18 protein-coding genes and 3 pseudogenes are annotated in these 21993 nt (G+C 71.0%); 7 read left to right on the top strand and 14 right to left on the bottom strand.

The window, feature by feature from the left end:
• Nucleotides 1-78: 78 nt before the first annotated feature.
• Nucleotides 79-1434 carry a lysine N(6)-hydroxylase/L-ornithine N(5)-oxygenase family protein gene (locus IF17_RS0115685; RefSeq protein ID WP_030566318.1) on the bottom strand — a complete coding sequence of 452 codons (1356 nt, stop codon included), beginning with the start codon at nucleotides 1432-1434 and terminating at the stop codon, nucleotides 79-81.
• A 256-nt stretch (nucleotides 1435-1690) separates the two neighbouring features.
• Between IF17_RS0115685 and IF17_RS0115690 the strand changes: the two genes are divergently transcribed.
• The 4 genes and pseudogenes from IF17_RS0115690 to melC2 all read left to right on the top strand — a co-directional run bounded on the left by IF17_RS0115690 (nucleotide 1691) and on the right by melC2 (nucleotide 5890).
• Nucleotides 1691-2110, top strand: a complete 420-nt coding sequence (locus IF17_RS0115690) for a TOBE domain-containing protein (RefSeq protein WP_030566320.1) — start codon at nucleotides 1691-1693, stop codon at nucleotides 2108-2110.
• Nucleotides 2103-4205 (top strand): annotated as a pseudogene (locus tag IF17_RS01000000136485) (diflavin oxidoreductase); the annotation flags it as partial. The gene IF17_RS0115690 and the pseudogene IF17_RS01000000136485, both read left to right, overlap by 8 nt.
• Nucleotides 4206-4586: 381 nt before the next feature.
• Nucleotides 4587-4997, top strand: a complete 411-nt coding sequence (gene melC1 / locus IF17_RS0115700; RefSeq protein ID WP_030566322.1) for an apotyrosinase chaperone MelC1 — start codon at nucleotides 4587-4589, stop codon at nucleotides 4995-4997.
• 62 nt (nucleotides 4998-5059) lie between these two features.
• The gene (melC2, locus tag IF17_RS0115705) at nucleotides 5060-5890 is read left to right on the top strand and encodes a tyrosinase MelC2 (protein WP_030566324.1); all 831 of its coding nucleotides are present in this window, start codon (nucleotides 5060-5062) and stop codon (nucleotides 5888-5890) included.
• A 28-nt stretch (nucleotides 5891-5918) separates the two neighbouring features.
• On the opposite strand, the gene IF17_RS0115710 is transcribed toward melC2, so the two are convergent.
• The gene (locus IF17_RS0115710; protein ID WP_032771985.1) at nucleotides 5919-6599 is read right to left on the bottom strand and encodes a response regulator; all 681 of its coding nucleotides are present in this window, start codon (nucleotides 6597-6599) and stop codon (nucleotides 5919-5921) included.
• Nucleotides 6600-6848: 249 nt separating this feature from the next.
• Here IF17_RS0115710 and IF17_RS0115715 point away from each other — a divergent pair, with 249 nt between their 5' ends.
• From IF17_RS0115715 to IF17_RS0115725, 3 genes and pseudogenes are all read left to right on the top strand, one after another.
• Nucleotides 6849-7829 carry an ABC transporter ATP-binding protein gene (locus IF17_RS0115715; RefSeq protein WP_030566328.1) on the top strand — a complete coding sequence of 327 codons (981 nt, stop codon included), beginning with the start codon at nucleotides 6849-6851 and terminating at the stop codon, nucleotides 7827-7829.
• A 2-nt stretch (nucleotides 7830-7831) separates the two neighbouring features.
• Complete coding sequence (locus tag IF17_RS0115720) at nucleotides 7832-8638, top strand: ABC transporter permease (protein WP_030566331.1); 807 nt, start codon at nucleotides 7832-7834, stop codon at nucleotides 8636-8638.
• Nucleotides 8639-8751: 113 nt separating this feature from the next.
• Nucleotides 8752-10419, top strand: a pseudogene (locus IF17_RS0115725) (sensor histidine kinase); the annotation flags it as partial.
• Between the two features lie 33 nt (nucleotides 10420-10452).
• Here the strand turns inward: IF17_RS0115725 and IF17_RS1000000139790 are convergent.
• The 12 genes and pseudogenes from IF17_RS1000000139790 to IF17_RS0115775 form a co-directional block, all read right to left on the bottom strand.
• A complete protein-coding gene (locus IF17_RS1000000139790) occupies nucleotides 10453-10893 on the bottom strand; it encodes a hypothetical protein (RefSeq protein ID WP_076967035.1) in 441 nt (146 codons plus the stop codon).
• A gap of 81 nt (nucleotides 10894-10974) precedes the next feature.
• Nucleotides 10975-12168, bottom strand: coding sequence for a glycerate kinase family protein (locus IF17_RS0115730; protein WP_030566335.1), 1194 nt, complete (start codon nucleotides 12166-12168; stop codon nucleotides 10975-10977).
• A complete protein-coding gene (locus tag IF17_RS0115735; RefSeq protein WP_030566337.1) occupies nucleotides 12165-13598 on the bottom strand; it encodes an SLC13 family permease in 1434 nt (477 codons plus the stop codon). Before IF17_RS0115735 ends, IF17_RS0115730 begins: the two co-directional genes overlap by 4 nt.
• A gap of 136 nt (nucleotides 13599-13734) precedes the next feature.
• Complete coding sequence (locus tag IF17_RS0115740) at nucleotides 13735-14394, bottom strand: response regulator transcription factor (RefSeq protein WP_018514968.1); 660 nt, start codon at nucleotides 14392-14394, stop codon at nucleotides 13735-13737.
• A complete protein-coding gene (locus tag IF17_RS0115745; protein ID WP_030566340.1) occupies nucleotides 14391-15830 on the bottom strand; it encodes a sensor histidine kinase in 1440 nt (479 codons plus the stop codon). The genes IF17_RS0115740 and IF17_RS0115745 overlap by 4 nt, the downstream gene beginning before the upstream one ends.
• Nucleotides 15820-16113, bottom strand: coding sequence for a hypothetical protein (locus IF17_RS0115750; RefSeq protein WP_030566342.1), 294 nt, complete (start codon nucleotides 16111-16113; stop codon nucleotides 15820-15822). The genes IF17_RS0115745 and IF17_RS0115750 overlap by 11 nt, the downstream gene beginning before the upstream one ends.
• 108 nt (nucleotides 16114-16221) lie before the next feature.
• A complete protein-coding gene (locus IF17_RS1000000140235) occupies nucleotides 16222-16620 on the bottom strand; it encodes a YybH family protein (protein ID WP_342342166.1) in 399 nt (132 codons plus the stop codon).
• A gap of 21 nt (nucleotides 16621-16641) precedes the next feature.
• Nucleotides 16642-17046: pseudogene (locus IF17_RS1000000140240) on the bottom strand (YybH family protein); the annotation flags it as partial.
• Between the two features lie 231 nt (nucleotides 17047-17277).
• A complete protein-coding gene (locus tag IF17_RS0115760) occupies nucleotides 17278-18165 on the bottom strand; it encodes a SigB/SigF/SigG family RNA polymerase sigma factor (RefSeq protein ID WP_030566346.1) in 888 nt (295 codons plus the stop codon).
• 294 nt (nucleotides 18166-18459) lie between these two features.
• Nucleotides 18460-19665 carry a zinc metallochaperone AztD gene (aztD, locus tag IF17_RS0115765; RefSeq protein WP_030566348.1) on the bottom strand — a complete coding sequence of 402 codons (1206 nt, stop codon included), beginning with the start codon at nucleotides 19663-19665 and terminating at the stop codon, nucleotides 18460-18462.
• Between the two features lie 107 nt (nucleotides 19666-19772).
• Nucleotides 19773-20750: a zinc ABC transporter substrate-binding protein AztC gene (aztC, locus tag IF17_RS0115770; RefSeq protein ID WP_030566350.1), complete on the bottom strand. Its 978-nt coding sequence runs from the start codon at nucleotides 20748-20750 to the stop codon at nucleotides 19773-19775.
• Nucleotides 20747-21982, bottom strand: a complete 1236-nt coding sequence (locus IF17_RS0115775; RefSeq protein WP_030566352.1) for a hypothetical protein — start codon at nucleotides 21980-21982, stop codon at nucleotides 20747-20749. Before IF17_RS0115775 ends, aztC begins: the two co-directional genes overlap by 4 nt.
• Nucleotides 21983-21993: the final 11 nt, after the last annotated feature.

Here is a 21993-nt window from a genome sequence, read left to right on the forward strand (position 1 = left end):
CGTTATCCCCACTGATCAACCGGACGTGCTGGTACGCCACAGAGGGCGCACCCGCGTCCGGGTGCGCCCGCAGGGCTGTCACGCGATGGCGCTGCCGGTGCCGTCGGTGACCGGGCGGGCCTCGTCGGAGGTGGATTTGACGCTCCGGTCCAGCAGCGAGTCCAGGATCTCCCCGACGCGTATCGCGGTGTTGGAGAGCAGGGACGTCGTGATGCCGTGCGTGTGCTCCGTACCGCCCTGGAGATAGATTCCGCAGTTCAGGGCGGGGTCGGTGGCGATGCGGTAGTCGCGCTCGACCCGGACGCGGCCCTCGTCGTCCAGCAGGCAGCGGTCGGCGACCTCACCGAGGAGGCCGAGCGGGTCGGCGGGGCTGTAGCCGGTGGCGAAGACGACGATATCGGCGTCCAGAGGTGTCTCCTCGCCGGTGACGAGGGATTTCACCGTGGTACGTACGCTGTCGGGCCGCTCCTCGACGGCGGTGACCCGGGAGACGTTGAGGAAGCGGAGGCGCTCGGTGCCGAGGACCTTCTCGCGGTACATCTGCCGGTACAGGTCGTCGATCAGGTCGATGTCCACCACGGAGTAGTTGGTGTTCCCGTGATAGGCCATCAGCTGACTTTTGACGCTGTCGGGTGCGGCGAAGTACTCGTCGACGGCCCCGGGGTCGAAGATCCGGTTGGCGAAGCTGCTGTCGTCGGCGGGGCTGTAGCCGTAGCGGGAGAAGACCGCGCAGACCTCGGCCTCGGGGAAGCGGCGGTGCAGGTAGGCGACGTTCTCGGCGGCGCTCTGCCCGGCTCCCACGACGACGAACCGCGAGGGCGAGGTGCCCTCCAGACCGTCGACCTTGCGCAGCAGATCCGAGTTGTGCCAGACCCGGTCACCGCGCCGCACGCCTTCCGGCAGGATCGGGCGCAGCCCGGTGCCGATGACGAGGTTGCGGGCCCGGTGCACTTCGAGGCCGCCTCCGGACCGGACGGTGACATCCAGGTACTCCACGGTGCCGTCGTGGACGAAAGGCGTCACGGAGACGACCTCGTGTCCGTAGGAGACCATGTCGTCGACCTTGGCCGCCGCCCATTCGAAGTAGTCGTGGAACTCGACGCGCAGCGGGAAGAGGTTTTTGTGGTTGATGAAGTCGATCAGCCGGTTCTTGCTCTGGAGGTAGCAGAGGAAGCTGTACTCGCTGGCCGGGTTACGGAGGGTCACCAGGTCCTTGAGGAACGACACTTGCATCGTGGCGTCGTCGATCAGCATGCCGCGGTGCCAGCCGAAGCTCTGCTGCTGCTCGAAGAAGTGAGCGGTGACCGGCTCCTGCCCGCCGACGCGTGTGTTGTGCTCTCTGAGCGCGATCGCCATGGCCACGTTGGAGGGGCCGAAGCCGATTCCGATGAGGTCATGGATCAGTGGTGCGTCGCCAGGATGAACCTGTGACATGTCACTCCCATCGTGCGGGAAAGCCGCCTGTCAGGCGCCGGGGAAGGTACGCGAGATGGGCACGCCGACAGAGCAGCCCAGCCCGACTTAGGTGAGCCTAAGCTAATCGGAACGAGGCTGTCGATAGGGCAAAGCGGATATCGATAACCTGATGCTCCGTCAATCAAGTTGTTGAAATACCCTGTTGACAGCGGCGGTGAGCTATGCGTCACGTGGCGTGACCACGGCACCGACGCCGTTGGCCTAGAGTGCGGAGGTGCCTTCGTACAGCATTGGCCAGGCCGCAGAGCTGCTGGCCGTGAGCCCGGAAACCGTCCGCCGATGGGCGGACGGCGGTCACCTCGCGATGGACCGCGGCAGCTCGGGGAACCGGCTGATCGACGGCGTCAGCCTGGCGGCCTTCGCCACCGAGCGCGCCGCCGGCCTTCATCCGGTGCCCGGCGGCGGGGCTCTGACGTCGGTACGGAATGCGTTCGCCGGGATCGTCACCGCCGTCACCATGGACGACATCGTGGCCCAGGTGGAGATCCAGTCGGGCCCGCACCGGCTGGTGTCCTTGATCAGCCGCGAGTCCGTGGACGAACTCGGCCTCGAAGTGGGCGTCCTGGCGACGGCCCGGGTGAAGTCGACCAACGTGCACATCGACCGCCCGGGAAGCCAGCCCCGGGAGCGCTGACGCGGCCGCCCACCGAGCGGCGGATGGGAACACGCAACCCGAGTTCAAGGTCTGCGCCGTCACCCTCGCCAGGACGGTCGCCCCGGTTCCGGCCGGCCGCGCGGACACCCAGCCGGAGACCGCTCCCGGCTCCCCCGCCCCCTCCCCTGCGCCGGAGCCGCCCGCCGCAGCAGCCTCCACCGACTCGCCCGTCCACGCGCTCGCCGCTCTCTTCGGGATCGCCGACGTCACCCCCGCACCGCTGGCGGAGCCGCAACGCCGCTACCTCTCCGGCTATCTTTCCGGTCTCGCCGCGAACCCGCCCGACGGGCGCGTGCCCGTTCTGCCGCCGGACGCACCCTTCGACCCGGGCCACGCCCTGTGGGTGGACGGTGTCCTCGCCGGCATGTTCTCCCGTACGGCACCGGGGGCGGCGTCCGCCCTCGTGCCCGCGCCCGCTCCCGCGCGGAACGGCGTTGAGGCAGCCGGGCCGACCGTGCCCACCCGCCGCCTGCTCGTCCTGTGGGCCTCCCAGACCGGCACCGCCGAGGAGTTCGCCGCGGGCGCCGCCGCCCGGCTCACCCGGGTGGGGCTCACCCCTGAGCTGCTGCCCATGGCCGACGTGTCCCCGGCGGACCTCGGCGGCGACACCGACGTACTCCTCGTCACCAGTACGTTCGGGGACGGCGAAGCTCCCGACAACGGAGCCGGCTTCTGGGAGACGCTGAGCGCCCTGGACGCCGGGCGAATGGACGGGATCCGGTACGCGGTCCTCGCCTTCGGCGACTCCGGCTACGACGACTTCTGCGGCCACGGCCGACGCCTCGACGAACGGCTCGACGCCCTCGGTGCCACCCGCCTGGTCCCCCGTACCGACTGCGAGCCCGACTTCGAGGGGCCGGCCGAGCAGTGGCTCGGGCAGGTGGTCACCGCCCTGACCAACGCCGCCGAGCCCTCGTCGGCCCCCACACCCACTGTCGGGGGCGCACCAGCGGTCTACACCAGGACATCCCCCTTCGCCACCCTCCTCGTCGGCAACAGGCTGCTGAGCCTGCCCGGTTCGCGGAAGGAGGTCCGGCAGTTCGCCTTCGACACCCGGGGCGGCGAACTCGCCTACGAGGCCGGAGACGCCCTCGGTGTGTGGCCGGCCAACGGCGCCCCGCTCGTCGCCGAATGGCTCGCCCTCACCGGACTCGACCCCGACGAGCCCGTCGACCTGGGCGACGGCGCCGCCGTCCCCCTCGAAGAGGCGCTGCGCACCCGCCTGGACATCGCCCGCATCTCCCCCGACCTGCTCAGGTTCACGGCAGAGCGGACCGGCAGCCACGAGCTGAAGAGGCCGCTGCGCTCCGACAACAAGGACGCGCTGGCGAAATGGAGTTGGGGGCGCCAGGCCGCCGATGTCGTCGCCGCGTACCCCGTCCGCGGATCGGCGGCGGAGTGGGCGGGCGTCCTCAAGCGCCTCCACCCGCGCCTGTACTCCATCTCCTCCAGCCCGCTCGCCCACCCCGGCGAGGTGCGGCTGACGGTCTCCGTCGTCCGGTACGCGGGCGACCTCGGCCGGGACCGCACGGGCGTCTGCTCGGCCTACCTGGCCGACCACGCCGACGACGGCCCGGTCCAGGTCTTCGTACAGCGCTCACCGCGCTTCCGCCCGCCTGCCGATCCGGCCACGCCCATGGTCATGGTCGGCCCCGGAACCGGCGTGGCGCCCTTCATCGGCTTCCTGGAGGAGCGCCGGGCCCGCGGCCATACCGGACCCAACTGGCTCTTCTTCGGCGAGCAGCGCCGGGCCACCGACTTCTACTACCGCGAGGAGCTGGAGGCGTACCGGGCGTCCGGCCACCTCGACCGGCTCGACCTCGCGTTCTCCCGGGACCAGCGGAACAAGGTCTAAGTCCAGGACCGCATGCGCGAACACGGCCCCCGCTTGTGGCAGTGGCTCCAGGACGGCGCCCACTTCTACGTCTGCGGTGACGCCTCCCGGATGGCGAAGGACGTCGACCAGGCCCTCAGGGACATCGCCGTCACCCACGGCGGCATGGACGCCGATGAGGCGTCCGCGTATGTGCGGCGCCTGGCCTCGGACCGGCGCTACGTCCGCGACGTCTACTGACCACCACGCGGGGGTTTCCGGACAGCTTCGGGATGTGAGTGAGGCCACGACTTTCGGCGTTTGACGGGAAAATCTTCACGAAGTTGACGCTTCATCCTCAAAAACTTCTGCCCTGATCCCATTTCGTCACCCGAACAGCAAGATCAACTTGGTTGAACTCTGCACCGCTCACTTCACCCTGTCCGTATGGCGGCCAACCGCCCCGGCGCGACTACTGCCTCCCGCGCATGAGGCTGTAGGCATATTCCGCAACGGCATGCCGGACGCGCCGACCCTGACCGAGTCGATCGCCCTTCCGGTGATGCGCCGTCATTCAAGGGGATTCGGGAGGCATCTGCCTTCGATTCCCGCTCACCACCGCCACACTTGGGGGACTTTCCCATGTCTCAACTCACCCGTCGTCGCGCCCTCGGGGCTACCGCGACCGTTCTCACCGGCCTCGTCCTGACCGGCTTCGCCCGGACGGCAGGTGCGTCGTCCGAACCTCGGACCGCCGACCCCAAGCACAACGCCGGGCACGCCGGACACACGGGACACGCGGGGCACGAAGGCCCGCAGCCGTTCAGCGAGACCTTCCAGGGGCGCCGCATCGAGGGCGCGCCGTCGCACGGGGAGGGGCATCACGGGGGCTACGCCGTGCAGATCGACGGCGAGGAACTGCACGTGATGCAGAACGCGGACAGCACCTGGGTCAGCGTCATCAACCACTACGAGACGTTCGCCACCCCGCGCGCGGTCGCCCGGGCGGCCGTGATCGAGCTCCAGGGCTCCGAACTCGTACCCCTGGCCTAGATCCACCCCCCGCCCGCGCGATTCCGCCGACCTGACCCTTTCCTGAACCGGGGAGCACTCTCATGACCGTACGCAAGAACCAGGCGAGCCTCACCGCCGCCGAGAAGCGCAGCTTCGTCGACGCGCTGCTGGAGCTCAAGCGCACCGGCCAGTACGACACGTTCGTCACCACGCACAACGCCTTCATCATGAGCGACACCGACAGCGGTGACCGGGTGGGTCACCGGTCGCCGTCCTTCCTGCCCTGGCACCGCAGATTCCTCATACAGTTCGAGCAGGCGCTCCAGGCCATCGACCCCGCTCTCGCCCTCCCCTACTGGGACTGGACGGCGGACCGCACCGCCTCGGCGTCCCTGTGGGCGCCCGGCTTCCTCGGAGGCACCGGCCGGAGCAGGGACGGGCAGGTCACCGAGGGGCCGTTCGCCGTCAGCGGCGGCAGATGGCCGGTCACGGTGACGGTCGACGGGCGCGGCTTCCTGCGCCGCGCCCTCGGGTCCGGCGTGGCGCAGTTGCCGACCCGCGCCGAGGTCGACTCGGTCCTCGCCATGCCCACGTACGACACCGCGCCCTGGAACAGCGCGTCGTCGGACGGTTTCCGCAACCACCTCGAAGGCTGGCGCGGCGTCAATCTCCACAACCGCGTGCATGTGTGGGTGGGCGGCCAGATGGCCACCGGCGCCTCACCCAACGACCCGGTCTTCTGGCTGCACCACGCGTTCATCGACCGGCTCTGGGCGCAGTGGCAGGCGCGCCACCCCCGCTCCGCCTATCTGCCCGCCGGGGCGACGCGGAACGTCGTGAGCCTCAACGACGTCATGCGCCCGTGGAACGACGTGACGCCTGCCGAGATGCTGGATCACACGAAGTTCTACACCTTCGACACGTTGGCGTAGCACTCGCCATCCGGGGGAGGGAATGAGGTCAGCGGGGGGAGCGTGGGACCAGGCCGGCCTCGTACGCGGAGATGGCCGCCTCCACCCGGTTGCGTGCGCCGAGCTTCGCGAGAACCGCGCTGACGTGCGCTTTCACCGTGCCCTCCACGAGGTGCAGGCGGCTCGCGATCTCGGCGTTGGACAGGCCCGTCCCGAGTCCCGCCAGCACCTCGCGCTCCCGTTCCGTCAGCCGCTCCAGTGAGCGGTGCGGGTGGGCCGCCCGGTGCGCGCGCATCCCGGCGATGACCCGGCCGGCGACCCGCGGGGACAGGTAGGCGCCTCCGGCGCCCACCGCCCGCACCCCGTTGAGGAGTTCTCTCGGGTCGTCGGCCTTCAGCAGGAAGCCGTCGGCGCCCTCTTCCAGGGCGCGGGTGACGTACTCGTCCTGCCCGAAGGTGGTCAGCATGATCACACCCACCGCCGCCGATTCCCGGTGGAGCCGCGCCGCCGCCGTCAGCCCGTCCAGGCCGGGCATCTGGATGTCCAGCAGGACCACGTCCGGCCGGTGCCTGCGGCTGAGGGCGATGGCCTCGTGCCCGTCGCCCGCCTCGGCGACCACGTCGACGTGCGGGTCCCGGGCGAGGATGGCCCGTACCCCCGCCCGGATCATCGCTTCGTCGTCGGCTATCAGCACCCGTACCGGTCGGCTGTCCGGTGTCGTCTCTTCCACGTGGTGAGCCTACGGCCGGGGGCACCGCCGTACCGGGGGTGGGCTTCAGGGATCAGCCCCGGGGCGGGGTGCACCCCTGACGAAGGGCAGGACGCCGCTGCCGTTCGACCGATGGGCGCCGGGGCCGCGGACTTCTAGCGTCGCTCCCGTACGGAAATCTCGGCGGCCCGCTCCGGAGCTGAGCACCCTGTGCCGGCCGGTGGGCGCGCCGGCGACTTCCGCGTTCCGCGACCGGCACCGAGGAGTTCTGTGATCACCCTTCGAGAACTGACCAAGCGCTACGGCGAGACCGTCGCCGTGGACGGTCTGACCCTGGACATCAAAGGGGGGCGGGTGACCGGCTTCCTCGGCCCGAACGGCGCCGGCAAGTCCACCACGATGCGCATGATCCTCGGCCTGGACCATCCCTCCGCGGGCGAAGCTCTCATCGGCGGCAGGCCGTACGCCTCGATGCGCCACCCGATCCGCGAGGTCGGCGCGCTTCTGGACGCCAAGGCCCTGCACCCGGCCCGCTCCGCACGCAGCCACCTGGTGGCGCAGGCGCGCAGCGACGGCATCGCGCTGCGCCGGGTGGACGAGGTGCTGGAGATGGTCGGCCTGGCGAAGGTGGCGCGGCGCTCCGCCGGGGCGTTCTCGCTGGGCATGTACCAACGGCTGGGCGTGGCGGGTGCGTTGCTCGGCGACCCGCAGGTGCTCATCTTCGACGAGCCGGTCAACGGCCTCGATCCCGACGGGGTCCGCTGGGTGCGTGAGCTCGTGCGGTCCCTGGCGGCAGAGGGGCGGACGGTCTTCCTGTCGAGTCACCTGATGAGCGAGATGCAGCTGACCGCCGACCAGTTGGTCATCATCGGGCGGGGGAAGCTCCTGGCCGACCTGCCGATGGCCGACCTGCTGGCCGGCAGCTCCCTGTCGTCGGTGCGCGTGCGAACGCCGGACGTGGCGGACCTGCCCACGCTGATCGGCCATCTCCGGAGGGACGGCGACGTGAACGTGGAGTCGCCCGCGGCCGACGAGCTCGTCGTGAAGGGGCGCACGGTCGAGCAGGTGGGCGACGCGGCGCACCGGCTGGGAGTGCGGCTGCACGAACTGCGGGCCGTCTCCGCCTCGCTGGAACAGGTCTACATGGAACTGACCGCGCAGAGCGTGGAGTACGGAACGGGCGAGGCGGCGTCCGGCGCCACGGTGTCCGGCGGCATCGACAATCAGCGGAAGCAGGGGGCGGAGGCATGAGCATGAGCGCCGTATCGACCGACGTGGGCGACGGCCCCCGTGGCCGCGTGGACTCCGACCCCGACGGGGGCGGATTCGCCGGCGCGTTCACCTCGGAGTGGACCAAGCTGTGGACCCTTCGCACGCCGTACGTCTGCCTGCTGGCCGGTGTCCTCGTGACGGCGGTCTTCACCTTCTACTACGGGTCGATCGCCCGGATCAACGACAAGCCGGTCCAGCCTGTCGGCAACGCCTCGGTCTCCTCGGTCATCCTCACCCAGTTCGCCCTGGTGATTCTCGCGATGACGACGGTGACGAGCGAATACTCCACGAGCAGCGTGCGCGCCTCGCTGCTGTGGGTGCCGGTCAGAGCCCGCGTACAACTGGCCAAGGCGCTGCTGAGCGCCCTGGTGGGCTTCGTCACCGGGGTGGTGTGGGCCGTGCTGGGCATCGCCCTGGCCTGGGGCCCCTTCCAGGGGCACGCCGGCTTCGAGCTGTCGAAGGTCGCCTACCAGACCGTCGCCATGGGCGTGTACTGCGCCCTCGTCTGCGTGCTGACCGTGGGGGTGTCGTTCGCTCTGCGGACGGCGGCCGGCGCCATGGCCGTGGTCTTCTTCGTGGTGTCCGCCCTGCCCGGCATGCTGGTCGGCCTGGGGGGTCCGGTGCTGCTGACCGTCAACGACTACCTGCCGCAGACCGTGGGTGGCCATCTCATGCTGGGTGACGGGAAGGCGCCGTTCCCGGACGCCGTGAGTCTGCTGATTCTGCTGGTGTGGGCGGTCGCCGCCCATGTGGCCGGTCTCTTCGTGCTGCGGCGCCGGGACGCCTGAGGGGGGCGGGGGTCCGGGCTCGTCCCCCAGAATCTCCCCTGACAGGCGAGGACGACCAGCGGATATCCAGCGGACATCCGGCAGACATCCAGCGGAAGGAGAGCCGACCCACCATGCTGCGTACGCTCTTTCCCTCGGCCAGGCCGGCGTGCGGCGACGCGGCCCTGTGGGTCGTGCTCGCCGCCTCCACCGGCTACGGATTCCGGGACGCGGCGACCGCCTCCTTGACGCTGGACCTGCTCCTCCCGCTGGCCGTCCTGGCGGTGGCCGTGCCGTGGTCCCGGCGCCGCCCGGGAGCCGCCGTCGTCCTGGTCAACGGGCTGTGCGCAGGGGGCCTGGCCGACACCGCGACCCCCGGCAACGCCCACGTCCTGTCGCTGGCCGCCATGAGCTGTCTGCTCGGCGCCCGGGTGGCCGAGGCACGGCGACCGCTCCTGGTGCTCGCGGGGTGTGCTGCGGTCGATCTCGCGGTGTGCGCTGCGCTGCGGGCGCAGCCGGTGTGGTGGTTCTACGCGTTGACCGTCCTGCCCGCGGCTCTGCTGCTGCCCTGGCTCGCGGGACGGCACTGGCGTGGCCGACGCCAACTCGTACGGGAGGGATGGCGGTTGGCCCGCGGCCTGGAGGAGCGGCAACATCTGGTCGCGGAGCGGGCGCGGCTGACCGAACGCGCGGAGATCGCCGCCGACATGCACGATTCCCTCGGCCACGCCCTGAGCCTGGTCGCCCTGCGCGCCGGGGCCCTGGAGCTCTCGCCCGACCTCACCGGCCGCGACCGCGCGGACCTCGCCGATCTGCGCGGGACGATCGCGGACGCCGTGGAGCAACTGCGGGAGACCGTCGCCGTTCTGCGGGACCCGCCCGGCGGGAACACGGGGACGGGCCTGCCGGTCGACGACACCGTCGAGGCCCTCCTCTCACGGGCGGTCGCCTCCGGAGTGCCGGTGCGCTGGGAGCGGCACGGGGTGTCGCCTCCTCTGTCCTCCCTGGTCGAGCGCGGGATGTACCGGGTGGTGCAGGAGGCTCTCACCAACGCGACGAAGCACGCGCCGGACTGCTCGATCAGCGTGCGCATCACCCACGAGGAGGACCGTACCCGCGTGAGCGTCATGAACGCCGTCCCGTCGGCCGGCAGCCCGGCGCAAGCGAACCGCGCCGGCCGGGGACTGACAGGACTTCAGGAGCGCGTGACGGTCCTCGGTGGTTCCTTGCGGACGGGGCCGTACAAAGACGGGTTCAGTGTCACCGCCGTCCTCCCGCACCAGGCAACCGCCCGTAGCGGGATACCGGCGCCGGGACCGGTGACGGCACCCGCAACGCCGACCGGTCCCCCAGGGCCCGCGCTGCCGTCCGGCACCGCTCCCCACCCGGCCCCGGACCTGGTCCCGGGCGCCGACCTACCGGAGTCCGCCCAGCGCCTCGCCACCGTACGGAGCGATGCCCGTCGCCGCTCCGCCGTCGCCTTCGTGGCACCCGTGGTCGCGGCCCTCTTCTTCGTACCGTCCGCCGTCTACCTGGCCTGGCAGCTGACGACGAGCGTGCTGCCTCCGTCCCAGTTCGACCAGTTGGTCACCGGCCGGCCGCGCGCCGAACTGGCCCCTCTGCTGCCGGACCGTGCCTACCCCTACCCGTCCGACCACGCCCGTTCCGGTCCCCGGCCACCCGGCGCCCGTTGCGAGTTCTACCGTTCCGGCCGCGACCTGCTGGACGAAGTCGACCTCTACCGGCTCTGCTGGTCCGGCGACACGCTGCTGACCAAGGACACCGTGCCCGCGAACCGCCCCGGCCCGGCGCCCGGCCGGTCCGGTGACTTCCGGTCAGCGACGGCCGGCGGTGAGGGTGACGAGGAACTGGCCGCCGCCCGCTCGGACATCGGCGGTCACCGGCAGTTCCGGCACCAGTCGGGAGAACCGGTCCACGAGCCAGTCCGCCGCCTCCTGGGCATCCTGCCTGCTCGGACAGCGGCCCACCATCTCACGGCCCCCCTTGCGCTCCAGCCGGGAGGCGACGGCGATCAGCGGCGCGGGTTCGACCACGTACAGGCTGTCCGGCCAGGCGATGACCACCTTGACCGCTCCCTTGCGGGAGTTGCACCCACGGTGCGCGAGCCGCTCGGCGACCTTGGCCTTCCGGTCGGCGGTACGGCTGTCGACGCTGGGCCCCTGCGGGTCGTTCACCGACTTGTCGGGGTCGACCGGTTCGTCGCACACCCAGCAGCGCCAGCCGTCGCGCTCGGCCACATCATGGAGAAGGCTCATCCGAGCAAGGTAGCCCCCTCAGCCGCCGCCCGCGCACGCGGGCCACGGTGAACGCCCCGGCGTCGCAGCACAGCGTGCGCGTCAGGCGGCCAGCGGTGCGAGCCGGGTGCCCAGGGCCATGATCCGCATCGCGCGCTCCGTGGCGTCGGCCAGGAACTCGCCGCTCCTCCCGATCGCCTCCACCAGCGTCATCGGCGCGGGCAGGATCGAGCTGTACGCATCCACCCCCACCGCCCGCACGTCCTGGGCGCCCGGCCCGATCGTCCCCGCCAGCACCAGGACCGGCACCCCGCACGCGTGGGCCCGCCGGGCGACCTCCGCCGGGATCTTCCCGCGTACGGTCTGGCTGTCGAGCGCCCCCTCCGCCGTGATCACGAAGTCGGCGCGGGCGAGGCGCGCGTCGAGGTCGAGACCGTCGAGCAGGACGTCGTACCGAGGGAGCAACCGCGCGCCCACCGCGGCGAGGCCGGCCCCGAGACCGCCGGACGCCCCCGTGCCGGGAGCCGTGCGCAGGTCTACCGGGGCGCCGGTCGCCGGGGTGAAGGCCGGGGCGAGGTCCCGGGTGAGGACATCGGCCAGCCGCTCCAGGCCCGCGGAGAGCAGCTCCACCTCCGCCGGGGTCGCTCCCTTTTGCGGCCCGAACACCCGGGCCACCCCGCGCTTCCCGCACAGCACGTTGTACGGGTTGCAGGCCACGAGCAGTTCCGTACGGGCCAGCCGCGGGTCGAGGCCGGAAGCGTCGATGCGCTCCAGCTCGTGCAACGCCCCGCCGCCCCGGCGCAGTTCACGGCCGTGCCGGTCGGCCAGCCGGGCCCCGAGCGCCTGGAGGGCGCCCGCTCCCCCGTCCGACGTACCGGAGTCGCCGCAGCCGATGAGGATGCGCCGGGCTCCCGAGTCCAGGGCCGCACGGATCAGTTCGCCGACGCCGTACGTGGTGGTCGCGCCCGGGTGGCGCAGGCCCGGCGGCACCAGGGCGAGGCCCGCGACGGCGGCCATCTCCACGACGGCGGCCAGCGGTCCCGGCCCGCCCAGCAGCGCGAAGTGCGAGGCGACCGGTTCGCCCACCGGACCCGTCGCCGTGCACGGGACCAGCCGGCCCCCGCCCGCCAGGGCCAGCGCCTCGGCCGTGCCCTCGCCGCCGTCCACCAGCGGGATGAGGTCGAGTTCGGCGTCGGGGATCACGCGCCGTACGCCGACGGCGATGGCCTCGGCCACCCGGGCGGCCGAGAGGGACTCCTTGAAGCCGCTGGGGGCGATGGCGATGCGGTGGGTCATGGACGGGTCTCCAAGGTGACGGGCACGCCGAGCGACGGCCAGACGGCGAGGGCGAAAGCGAGAACGATGACCGCGCTGAGGGGCGCGAGGAACGCGGACAGCCGCAGCAGGTCGCGCGGGGTGTAGGTCGGGGTGCCGGGCACGTCCGCGAAGAGCGCGACCGGCTTGGCCGAGGAGGGCAGGGTGTGGCAGAACCCGGCGGCGGCCGTGGAGGCCATCGCCGCCGCGACCGGGTTGACCCCGGCCCCGACCGCCGCCGCGACCACCAGCGGGACGAGGACGGAGGAGCGGGCGGAGCGCGACTGGAGCGCGAGGTGGGCGGCCGTGCTGACCACGACCACACCGGTCAGGAACATCCAGGGGGGTGTGGACGCCCCGAGGGGTATCCAGCCCACCAGCCAGTCGGCCGCGCCCGAGTCGGAGAGGGCGACGCCCATCGCCATGGTGGCGGCCATGAACAGCAGCAGCGGCCAGGGAACCGTCCGCAGACCGTCCTTGAAACGCACGGTCCCCAGCGCAGGAGAGGTCGCCACCAGCGCGCCGATGAGCGCGACCACGGCGGGCGACACCCCGTGAAGGGGCTCGCTGCACCACAGCACGACGACCGTCGCCAGCAGGAGCAGGCACCGGGACTCCTCGGGGGTGAACGGTCCTTCGACGGCCGTCGCGGAGTGCTCCTGGATCTGTGCCGCCGTGATGGTGACCGGACCCTTGCGGTCCGCCCGCCGGGTCGTCGTCAGCAGCACCAGTTCGGCGGCGAGATGGGAGGAGACGATGGCCAGCGGCAGCCCGAGGACGAGCCACTGCACGAAGCTCAGCTGCTCCCCGGTCTGCTCCAGGAGCACCCCGACGGTGATCAGGTGGGCCCCGGCGCCGATCAGGGTCGCGACGGCCGACAGCAGGATGACGGTGGGGAAGAGCAGCGCCAGCATCACGACCAGCCGGGTGCGCTCGCGCAGGGCGGCGGCCAGCGCCAGGAACACCGGGAGGGCAAGGGCGGCGCGCCCCGACGTGGCCGGTACGGCGAACGCGGTGACGACCAGGCCGGCCGTCGTCAGGTGCACCAGCTGGCGTACGGTCCTGGCCCCGCCGACCAGGAAGACGGCGGCCCGGCCGGCCAGACCGGTCCGGGTCACGGCCGCCGCCAGGACGAAGGCGCAGATCAGCAGCCACACCGTCTCGTCGCCCAGGGTGGCGAACAGGGTCTCGCTGCTGATCACTCCCGTGACCGTCAGCGCCAGGCCCGCGCCGAGCGCGATGTAGGCGTCGTCCACCGGAGTGGCGATCCAGGCGGCGGTGGCCAGGGCGAAGACGGCGAGGGAGAGCCGCCCGTCGGCGCCGAGGCCGGGGGCGGCGCCGGGGACGGCGAGGAGAGCGCAGAGTCCGAGGAGGGCGCAGAGGCCGACGGTCTGCCGGAGTGGTAGAGGCACGCTGTACAGACTCCGAAGGCGGGGTGAGTATCCGATGAGCGGCCGATGAAGGCCTTTTCATCGAATGCGCCGAGCCGCTCCCACCCCGCCCGCACCCTGCTTCCACCCCGCTCCCCGGGCGTGCCCGGGGCCGGGCTCAGGGCAGGCGGTAGCCCATGCCCCGGATCGTCTCAAGACGCTCCGCGCCCAGCTTCCGGCGCAGCGCGCGCACATAGACGTCCACGATGTTGGATCCGGGATCGAAGTCGTACCCCCACACATGGGAGAGGATCTGTTCGCGCGACAGCACCTGGCCGGGGTGGCGCAGGAACATCTCCAGGAGCACGAACTCGCGCGCCGTCAGATCCACCGTCCGTTCGCCCGCGCGGGCCCGCCGCGTCCGCAGGTCCAGGGCGAGGCTGCCGCTGCGCAACATGGTGACCTCGGGCGCACGGGCGGCGGTGCGCTGCCGCAGCCGTACCCGGGCGAGCAGCTCCTCGAAGCGGAACGGCTTGGTCATCCAGTCGTCGGCCCCGCCTTCCAGCCCGGCCACGGTGTCCCGTACGGAGTCGCGGGCGGTCAGCACGATGACCGGCAGCGTGACGCGGGCCTCGCGCAGCTCCCGCAGCACGGTGAAACCGTCCCGTCCGGGCAGGCCGATGTCGAGCACCATCAGGTCGAACCCGCCGGTCAGGGCGTGGCCCAGCGCCAGGTCCCCGTCCTCGGCGACGACCGTGGTGAAGCCGTTGGCCCGCAGGCCCTTCTGGACGAACGAGGCGATGCGCTCCTCGTCCTCGGCGATCAGTATGCGGTTCATGAATCGGTCTCCAGCGTGAGTACGAAGGTGGCTCCGCCGCCCTCGGTCGGGCGTAGTTCGACGCGGCCGTGGTGGCCCTCCGCGATGGCCTTGACGATGGCGAGGCCCAGCCCCGCGCCGCTGGTGCGGGTGCCGCGCCGGGATGTCCCCCGGCGGAACCGCTCGAAGATCACCTCGGCGTCCTCCGGCGGGATCCCGGGCCCGTGGTCGGCGACGTACAGCTCGACGCGGTCCGTCCCGTCCCGGCCCGCCTCGGCCCGCGAGCCGATACGGATGCGCTGGCCGGGCACGGTGTGCTGGACGGCGTTCTGCGCGAGCTGCACCATCGCCTGCGTCATCCGCTGCGGGTCCAGGCGCACTTCGAGGTCAGCGACGCCGTCGAGCTGCCACTCCCGGTCTCCGAGGGTCCGCACCTTGACGAACACGTCGGCGGTCAGCTCCGCGAGCTGGACGGGTTCGGGGCGCACGAAGTCGGGGCGCTCGGCCCCCGCGAGCAGGAGCAGGTCCTCGACGATGCGGCTCATCCGGTCCAGCTCGTCCGTGACCAGCCGCACCGTCTCCTCCCGGTCCGCCGGGTCGTCGCCCATCAGCTCCAGGTGGCCCCGGACGATGGTGATGGGGGTGCGCAGCTCGTGCCCGGCGTCGTCGACGAAGACCCGCTGCGCGGCGAACGCCCGCTCCAGGCGGTCGAGCATCGCGTTGAACGTCTCGGCGAGGGCCGCGATGTCGTCCCGGCCCTCCACCGGGATCCGCCGGGTGAGGTCCTGCTCGGTCAGTTCCGCCGCCGTCGTCCGGACGATCCGGACGGGCGCGAGGATGCGTCCGGCGACGGCCCAGCCGATCCCGGTCGTCATCAGCAGCGCCACCCCGGACAGGGCGAGCAGCGTCCAGAACGTCTTGTCGGCGACGGCCCGTTCGCGCTCCGGGTGGAAGGCGACGACGAACGCGCCGGGCCGCTCGCCCGTGGACGGCTCGATGGCGACCTTGGCCCAGCGCAGCTCTCCCTGCGGGCGGTCAAGGGTCCCGAAGGAGTCTGGGGAGGCGTGGATCCGGGTGAGTGAGGCGTTGTCCTGCCACAGGGCGATGTCCTGCGGCAGTTCGCGGCGCTGCCGGATGACGCCGGGGCGGTCGCCGGGCCGGCCGGTCAGCCCCAGCAACTCCTCGTCGGGGTCCGCGTACTGCCGTTGCAGATAGACGCGGAGCAGCTTGTCCGCGGTGTCGAACCGGCCGCCGGTGTCCGGGTCCACCCCCTGCGGCACGAAGTTCGCGAACTCGCCGGTCTCCTGGGTGAGCAGCTGGCTGATGCGGTGGTCCACGTCCCGCTGGAGGAGCGAGCGTACGGTGACGGCGACCGCGCCCAGCGCGACGGCCATCACGACCAGCAACCACAGCAGGATCCGTACCCGGGCGGAGATTCTGGGGAAGCTAACCGTCATCACCGAAGTCGTCGTCGTCATCGTCGTCGGCCGCCGAGGGGCCGGGGACGACGGAGCTGTCCGGTGTACGGGTCGGAGTGGAGGAGCCGCTCGGCGTCGGGGCGTCGGTCGGCGAGGTGACACCGCTCGGCGGCGGTGTGCCGCGCGGACTCTCCTCCAGCCGGACGGTGGGAGGCACCTTCGGCGCTTCCGGGGTGTCGGTCATGGCGTAGCTGGTGGCCGCTATGCCGAGGGGCACGGCGACGACGGCTGCCAGGGCCGCCAGACGAGGTGAGAAAGCCATGCGTTCACCCTGACTGTCCCGGACGGTAAGAAGATGAAGCGAAAATGAACAATCCTTCATCTTGGATGCACTTCCCGTCCATCCGGGGCTGCCGGTGGAGACTCGCCGTCAGGGACGCAGGCCGGTCTTCGCCTCGCCGGTCCGCGGGTCGTAGGGGTAGAAGACGTGCTGGTGGATCATGGCCCACTCGCCGTTCCGCCGCTGGAGCACCCGGGTGCCCCGTGACCAGGACTCAGCGGTCGTACCGTCGGCCTCCCCGGCGGTCATGCGGTTCAGGCCCCAGACGACGGCGATGTCGTCGCGGATCAGTACGCGCATATCGGGAACGTCCCAGGTCACGGTCCCCGGCGCCCATTCCAGACCCTGTCGGCACACCTCTCGCACCTGCTCGCGCCCGACGTACTGCAGAGGGGCGTCGTGCTCGTAGGAGACGATGTCGTCCGCGATGTGCCGCATCACACCTTCCAGATCCTTCACCGCGGTCCTGTCGAACCAGTGGTCGTGCACGGCACGGATCTCGGCCTCGGCGCCGGGACTGCTGAGGTCGGGGAAGGAGTGGTGTTCGTGCGCGATCACCCAGCGGCCCGCCTCCTTGCGCAGCCCGAGGGTGAGCCGCAGCCGCAGGCCGGGATGAGCGGTGAGTTCGTCCTCGGTGCCGCATCGCACGAGCGCGTGGGCGAAGGCGACGTCCTCACCCGCGGTGACCTCCAGCTCTTCGATGTCGAAGGCCGCCCCCTGAGCCTGCCACGCGAAGAACGCCGGCCAGACCTTCCGGTAGGCGTCGGCCCCGCGTACACCTCGGTAGGGCGGCGGGACGTCGAACATCACGACGTCCTCGGCATGATCCGCGACGACCGTGTCGATACGGCCCTCATGCACTGCCTCGGCCCAGCCCTCGATGAGCGCCCGGATCTGCTCGGCGTCGTCCCGCATGGTTCTTCAGTCCTCTCGGTCTCCGTCTGCGTGTGCGCAGGGAAGGTCCGGCCTCGGTGTTGAAGCCTCTTCCACAGGAGACGTCGAAGCTGATGGCGATCGCTCGACACGCGGCGGCGGGTCGCGGCGCGAGGACTCACGCAGAACTCTCACCGATGGCCCTTCGGTGACGAGTGCCCTGTCGTCATCACCGCCTGGCGCCGCGCCCCGCTCCTCGATGTCGCGTGCCGGTCAGTTCTGGGTGAGCATCTCCTTGCGGAGCTTGGTGAGCAGCCGGGTCAGCAGCCGGGAGACATGCATCTGCGAGATGCCGAGGTGTTCGCCGATCTGCGCCTGCGTCATCTCCTGGCCGAAGCGCATCGCGACGAGCTCCCGTTCCCGGTCGTCCAACCGGTCCAGCAGCGGAGCCAGCGCATGCAGGTCTTCGACCAGTTCCATGGCCGGGTCGACGTCACCCTTGATGTCTCCGTAGGTGACCGTCTCGGCGCTGTTCTGCTCGGCGCCGATGGGCAGATCGAGGGAGCCCGCGGTGTAGCCGTTGGCGGCTATGAGTCCCTCGATGACCTCCTCCTCGCTCATGTTCAGGTGCTCGGCGAGTTCGGCGACGCCGGGGTCACGGCCCAGGACGGAGGTGAGACTCTCCTTGGCCTTGGCCAGGGCCACGCGCAGTTCCTGCAGGCGGCGCGGGACGTGGACGGCCCACGTCGAGTCGCGGAAGAACCGCTTGATCTCGCCGACGATGTAAGGGATCGCGAAGGAGGTGAACTCGACCTCGCGCGACAGCTCGAAGCGGTCGATCGCCTTGATCAGCCCGATCGTACCGACCTGGACGATGTCCTCCATCTCGCCGCTGCCACGGTTACGGAAGCGCTTCGCCGCGAAATGCACCAGCGACAGGTTCATCTCGATCAGCGTGTTCCGCGCGTACTGGTACTCCTGCGTCCCTTCTTCCAGTACCTGCAACTGCTCGAAGAACAACGACCCGAGCGCCCGTGCGTCCTTCGGAGCGATCTTCCCGGGATCCTCGATCCGCGGCAGCGCCGCAGGAGTGGCAGCAGTGGCGGTTGCACCGTGGTCCAAGGCGGCGGAGGGCCGAAGGCGTGGGGATGTGGTGGGCATGCGCGTCTCCCGAAGACTGCTGTTCATGGACAATACGGGAGGGCACCGACAAGGAACACCTCACGGCGGCCGGATGCCGCTCCCGCGAGTGTGTGCCTGTCTGCCCAAGCACGTCGAGCCGACGTATGTCCCCGTTCGGCGTTCTCAAACACGGTCGCCTGTCCGGTCCGCGCGTCGGAGGCCGGCACGACCGCCCGAAGGCGGTGACGAACCGGTGGGCAGGCCGTTCGACGCGTTGGACGTGTGCCCTTGCCGCCGAGGCGAGGAGCCGTGGCGGCAAGGGCACCTACGCGGTCAGTGTCCGGCGACGACGCCCGACAGCTCGTTGGTGCTCTTCGGCAGGGTGACCGAGGTGAGCTTCTTCCCCGCTTCGATGTCGATGGCGTGCAGCGCCTTCTTGCCGGGCTCGGAGACGTACGCGATGTGTCCGCGTACGAACAGCGTGGGCCTGGCCTGCTGCCAGTCGAGCGGCTCCTGCCACTCGCTCACCGCGGGGATCTTCTTCTCGATCCTGCCGGTGGCCGGGTCGATCACATGGATGGCGCCGTCGGTGCCGAGGACGAGGGCCTCGCCGTGCGGGCCGCGGGCCAGCGAGCGGAAGGAGTAGCTGGTGCCCACGTCGACCAGGCGCAGCTTCTTCTTCTCGGTGTCGATGAGGGAGACACGCGTGGGGCGTTCCAGCTCGGCCTCGGGGTCGGTCTTGTAGTCGCCCAGCAGAACGGGTGAGGCGTCGCTGCCGGCCTGGTTGCCGATGCGGCCGTAGTCGTCAGGAGAGCCGATCTTGGTGAACTCGCCGTCCTGGTAGATCAGGACGCCGTCCTCGCAGCCGAGGGCGACGGCTTCGTTCTTCGCGGCGGCCTCGCCGTGGACGCCGGGGCAGTCCTCGTTGCGCGCGATCTCCTTGCTGTTCCGGTCCAGCACGAGCGCACCGGTGCGCTTCTCCTCGGTGCCCAGGGTGCTCACGAGCTTTCCGTCGGCCAGTTCGATGGCGACGCCGTGGTGCGGCTCGGCGGAGGTGTAGGTGCGCCCTGCCGGCTTCTTGCCGCCGCTGAGTGCGGTGGGGTCGAAGACGTCGACCTCTCCGGTGCCGTCCGTGAAGAGCACGGTCTTCGCAGCGTGGCGGACGACGTGGCCGGGCTTGGCCCCCTTGTACTCGATGCCGGTGAGGGCCTGGTCGGTGGCGTCCAGGACGCGGAATCCGCTGTCGGTGGAGACCACGACATGGTCCTTGTCACCTGCGGGGTTGACCCGGTTGAAGCCAGGCAGGTCGATGGTCGTGGCGAGCTTGAGGCTCTCGCCGTCCAGGATGTACAGGCCGCCGTCGAAGGTGGCGACCAGCGGCTCCTGGATCGCCACCGCGGGCGTGGCGCTGGCGGTTTTGCCGGACGTGGTGTCGGTGGAGGAGGAGCTCTCTGCTCCTCCGCAGGCGGTCAGGACCGTGGAGATGGCCAGAGCCATGGCTGTGCCTGTGAGGGCTCTGCCGCGTATCGACTTGCTCATCATTTTCATCATGTTCGTCACGATGTTCCTTTCTGCGCCGCGCGGTGGCGGCATGGGGGTACGAGGAGTCGGCGCCCGATGGGCGGGTGTTCCGGAGGTTCGGAGGATCAGGTGCCGGTGAGGCCGGTGACCATGGCGGTGGTGTTGGCGCGCATCATCCGCAGATAGGTGTCGGCGCCCGCGCCTTCGGCGGTCAGGGACTCCGAGTGGAGTTCGACGACACGGACCCCGCCGCCCATCTCCGTCCGCAGGACCTCGGCGAGCCGTTTGGGCTGGGAGGAGTCGGCGAAGACGGTGCGTACGCCCGCTCTCTCCATCGCCTCGGTGAGGGAGCGCAGGTCCGAGGAGCTGGGTGAGGCCAGCGTGGTGCCGCTGGGGATGACCGCGCCGATCACCGCGAGGCCGAAGCGGTCGGCGAGGTAGCCGAAGACGTGGTGGTTGGTGACCAGAGCCCGATGGTTTGCGGGGACTCGGGCGAAGGACTTCTCCATCCAGGCGGTGAGATCGGTGAGGTGCTTCGCGTAGCGGTCGGCGTTGGCGCGTATCGTGCCGGGGTCCACGCCGTCGACGTGCTCGATGACCTGGTCGGCCACCAGCCCGGTGACCTTGCGCATCCGGTCGGGGTCGGTCCAGAAGTGCGGGTCGGGCTGTCCTCCCTCGCCCGCGGGGCCACCCTCGTCGGCGGTGTGGAAGGTGAGCGGGTCGGCCGCCTCACCGGCCGCGAAGGTGGCGACACCGGACGCGCGGGCGGCATCCACGTGCCGCAGGACGTTCTCCTCCAGGCCCAGGCCGTTGTGGACGACCAGGTCGGCCTGTTCCAGCTCGGCGGCCTGCACGGCTGACAGCCCGAAGGAGTGCGGGTCGGCGTTGGGCTTCATCAGGACGGTGACGTCGGCCTCGCCGCCGACGATCTCGCGGGTGACGTCGCCGAGGATGTTGGTCGTGACGACGATGCTGGGCCGTTCGTCGCCGGTGGTGCAGGAGGTGATGGTCGCGGCTGCTACGAGACCGAGCAGGCCCGCGATCAGACGGCGTAGGCGAGCGGTGGGCGCTCCTGCGCGCCGTTGTTCCTCGGTGCGGCTCATCGTCCGGCCTCCGCCATCAGGACCGGCTTGACATCCAGGTCGAAGGAGCGCGCGATACGCAGGCCGTCGTTGTAGTCGACCTCGAGCACCCTTTTACCCTCGGGGTCGTTGACGTAGGCGCGGCTGCGGTCGACCTCGATGACGGGGGCGATGCCGTCGGAGCCGTCCTGCTTCTCTCCGGTCAGCAGCGGCTTGGTCCGTGCGGTCGGCTTTCCGGTCGCGATGTCATAGCCGTGCACCGAGCCGTCCGTCTGCAGAACGAGCAGCGGGGAGCCCTCGCCGGCCGTGTTGACCGCGACGACGGGCCCGGTGGCCACCCGCTTCCAGGCCCGCTCGGTCACGTCGAGGACCCAGACCGCGTCGTCTCCGGCCGTGGCGGTGAGGGTGTCGCTGCCGGGCCGATGGCGGAAGGCGGTGGCTCGTTCCCCCGCCGGGACGGGTGTTCCGTACGGGATCTTCTCGGCGGTGAAGGCGCCGTTCCGCCTGCCCACGAGCAGGGCGCCGTCGGCGCAGCCGAGGATCACGCCGCGCCGGGTGACGGCGTCACCACGGGGCGCGTCGCACGTCACGTCCGGGGAAGCCACGCGTCGGCCTGTGCGGTCGAGGACGACGAGTTCGGTGCCGTCGCCCTTGTGCGCGAAGGCGAGCAGGTGCTCCTCGTACGGCACGACAGCGCCGGAGTAGGTGCCGCCGAGCGTATGAGAGGTGGCGATCCGCCCCTTCTCCAGCTCGGCGCGGTCGTGGAGGACGGTGCGGCCGTCGTCGTCGGTCACCGCGGTCACCGCGGCATCGCCGCGTATCTGCGCCCCGCTGCCCCCAGGGAGCTCACCGACGTCCCGCGTCGGCGCGCTGTAGTAGTGGACGTGGTCTCCGTGGTCCACCATCCAGGCGCCGCTGTCGAGCACATGGGTGCCACCGGGCGCGTGGAGGTAACCGAACCTGCCGTCCGTGCCCAGACGGACGGCGTCCTTCACCTCGGCCGTCCTGTGCACCTTGCCGGTGACGAGGTCGAGAACCCTGGTGTCGCCGCCGGCGGGGTCGTTCAGGAGGAGCCGGGACTGCTGCTCGGCGGCCTCCTGGGCTCCCTCGACGTACCCGTGCGGCGTGGCGGATGACGGACGCGCTTCGGGCTGTGCGGCGTTGCGCTTCTCCCCCGCGCAACTCGTGGTGAGCAGCGCGGTGAGCACGAGTGCGGTCGATGCCCACGGAGTGACGTTTCTGCGGATCATCATGATGATCGCCT

It is taken from the genome of Streptomyces cyaneofuscatus, assembly GCF_000718135.1.
GTDB classification, from domain to species: Bacteria; Actinomycetota; Actinomycetes; order Streptomycetales; family Streptomycetaceae; genus Streptomyces; species Streptomyces cyaneofuscatus.